The sequence below is a fragment of the Corynebacterium sp. HMSC034B08 genome, from assembly GCF_001835805.1.
Lineage (GTDB): Bacteria > Actinomycetota > Actinomycetes > Mycobacteriales > Mycobacteriaceae > Corynebacterium > Corynebacterium coyleae.
Genome location: NZ_KV825912.1, coordinates 1 through 2,053, shown reverse-complemented (window position 1 = coordinate 2,053; position 2,053 = coordinate 1). Strand labels below are relative to the sequence as shown.

Genomic DNA, 2,053 nt, shown 5'->3' with positions numbered 1-2,053 from the left:
CGAACGGTTAAACCGGGAGATCCGCCGACGCACAGATGTCGTGGGCATCTTCCCGAACCGTGAATCCATCATCCGGCTTGTCGGCGCGGTGCTTGCCGAGCAGCACGACGATTGGATCCAACAAAAACGCTACATGTCACTATCCGCACTCGAACACACCAAACACCTCATGCACCAAACTGGAGGTGAACATGGTGACCACCACCAACTAACCGCCTAACCAAACCCCCAACTTCATACCGAGCCGAAAGCACAAACGGCTACACCACTACACGGGACTTGACCGGGCGGATGCCTCAACTAACGAGTTGAAGGTGTTGAGGTCTTTATTCCACTCCACGACGAACAGTGCGTCAACGTCGCCTCTTAGGGAATTCCGGTATTCCGAATTCGTTAGTTCCGAACACACCAACATCGCAAAATAGAAGTTGCCATGCGCGACTAGCGGCGGCTTCGAATCGCCCTCCCATTTCACCTTTGGTTTCAATTTAAGCCCATCGATGTGGTTGAGATTGTCCGCCTCTCCATGCGCAGGGCGCTGCTTATCCTGGATGTACAAACCAAGCGAAGGGAACCGGAACCCCTTGTGTATTGCAGAGAACCACACTTGATTGTGCACGACCGAATCTGCCCCGTGCAGATACTCCACCCCGGAAATGAGATTGATGTTCTTTCGGCGTAGATGACTTGCTGCTGTCATAAACCACGTGGGTGGTAAGCAAGCTTCATGTAGGACGAAGTAGTCAGCGTTACCCTCCGACATCACGCTATTCACCAATTCAGCCGTAGTATTCCATCGCTTCAGTCCAATTTGCGGATTACGCAATACTGATTCATCCAAGTACTCCTTTGGGGTGTACAAAGCGCCGATCGCCACGTTGATCTTCGACTGATCTCGTTCGGTAGAGGGGAACCAGATGTCAGCACCGTTAGACCCACGCCACGGCACCCCCGCTTTCTGCGCCAGTTCTTTTTGCATTGTCTCTTGGAGTCGCTCCCACCGATCTCGATCCTTAACGGGCAGATCGGCGAAGATGTCCGAACGTTCGGCGAAGCCACGTGCAATGAGGAACCAGTCTTGAACGTGGCGCATGGTTATCTCGCATTTTTCCCACGGACCTTTTCCATCCGCCCCTGCAACTCGAGTCCACGCGAATAGCTCAATCGGTGATGGCGGCCGAGTGGGAAAGACAAAACCTCGCACGGTTAACGTGCGGTCCTCGTACTTCGGAGCTTTATCCGCTAAGCCTTGCTTGAGATACTTCTTTAAAGCTTCAAGCGAAAACCTCGCTCCAACCGCATTCAGCAACTCAAACAGCTTCCAAGTGCTCTCGCCCAGCAGCCGCTCGAACGCCGAAGGTACCTCGCCTTCCTTCGTCTTGCAGCCATCAAGGAAGGCGAAGTGTCGCTGATCGAACCTTGTAGGCGAGCCAGCAGCGAAGTGGTCGAGTTCGCGGGACACGAGTACTTGCTTGAAAGGGACCAACGCCAGGTCCATTGAGAAAAGTCGGTGGAACTTCCCCTCATAGAACTCCCTTGTTTGCTCTTCGTCCATCTCGCTCGCGGCAAACCAGTTTGCAGAAAAGGAGTCGGCGCGCTTCTCAGCTGTGGAATCCCCATCAGGATCGTTTAAAGTGTTCTCATCAAGGAGTGCATCCAGTGTTTTCAGAAGTGCACGCTTGTGCGCTGCGGACACCAAACTCCCAGGGACGGAAATAACCTCGTCCGCAAACTTGGCGTACGCAATCTCCCGCCAGGCCCTCAAAATTTTGGGTTCCCCGTTATTGATAGTTCGCCCGGCGACCTCCACGACTGTCTTGCAGTTTTGCATCCGCTGCATCACTTCACATAACGAAAAAGCTATTCGCTGGGCCCCTCCAGTATCTCCCACTTCGAGGCAGAGTCGGAACAAACGTTGGTAATAATTGTGGAACTCCGTGAAGCGATTCGGCCGCGAGGTGTGGTGCAGAAACGATGTGACAAACTTTTCTCGGTGGGCTTTCCAATCGTCGGCGGCGACTGAATCGGCCTGACTTTTTGAGAGTGGCGTGTT

At 53.5% G+C, this 2,053-nt stretch carries 2 protein-coding genes; one reads left to right on the top strand and one right to left on the bottom strand.

Translation table 11 applies throughout. The features are described from left to right. The coding region (locus tag HMPREF2656_RS02455; RefSeq protein WP_210400944.1) for a transposase at positions 1 to 220 on the top strand (220 nt) is incomplete at its 5' end. Between the two features lie 48 nt (positions 221 to 268). Here HMPREF2656_RS02455 and HMPREF2656_RS12975 read toward each other — a convergent pair. Then, on the bottom strand, positions 269 to 2,053 hold a 1,785-nt coding region (locus tag HMPREF2656_RS12975), incomplete at its 5' end, for a DUF1367 family protein (RefSeq protein WP_168167519.1).